The organism is Mesorhizobium sp. M8A.F.Ca.ET.207.01.1.1, from assembly GCF_004794715.1.
In the GTDB taxonomy this organism is placed as follows: Bacteria; Pseudomonadota; Alphaproteobacteria; order Rhizobiales; family Rhizobiaceae; genus Mesorhizobium.
Genome location: NZ_SRUS01000579.1, coordinates 1 through 283, shown reverse-complemented (window position 1 = coordinate 283; position 283 = coordinate 1). Strand labels below are relative to the sequence as shown.

Below are 283 nucleotides of genomic sequence, written 5' to 3'. Positions count from 1 at the left end.
CTTCGACGTCGGCCGGCACGCTCACGCCGAACGCCTGGCCGACGGCCTGCGCATCGCGCGCGGCGTAGGCCACGTCGATCGCCGGCGATTCCTTTTCCTGGTACTCGATTTCCGCCTCGGCCAGTGCCGAACCGCAGTCGAAGCACCAGTAGACCGGCTTGGCGCCGCGCACCAGGTGACCGTTGGCGACGACCTTGGCCAGCGCACGGATCTCATTGGCTTCGAAGTCGAAGCTCAGGGTCTTGTACGGGTTGTCCCAATCGCCGGTCACGCCCAGGCGCTT

At 66.8% G+C, this 283-nt stretch carries 1 protein-coding gene; it reads right to left on the bottom strand.

The window, feature by feature from the left end:
- Positions 1–283 (bottom strand): class I tRNA ligase family protein (locus tag EN850_RS35915; RefSeq protein WP_145973039.1); only part of this gene is annotated, 283 nt, incomplete at both ends.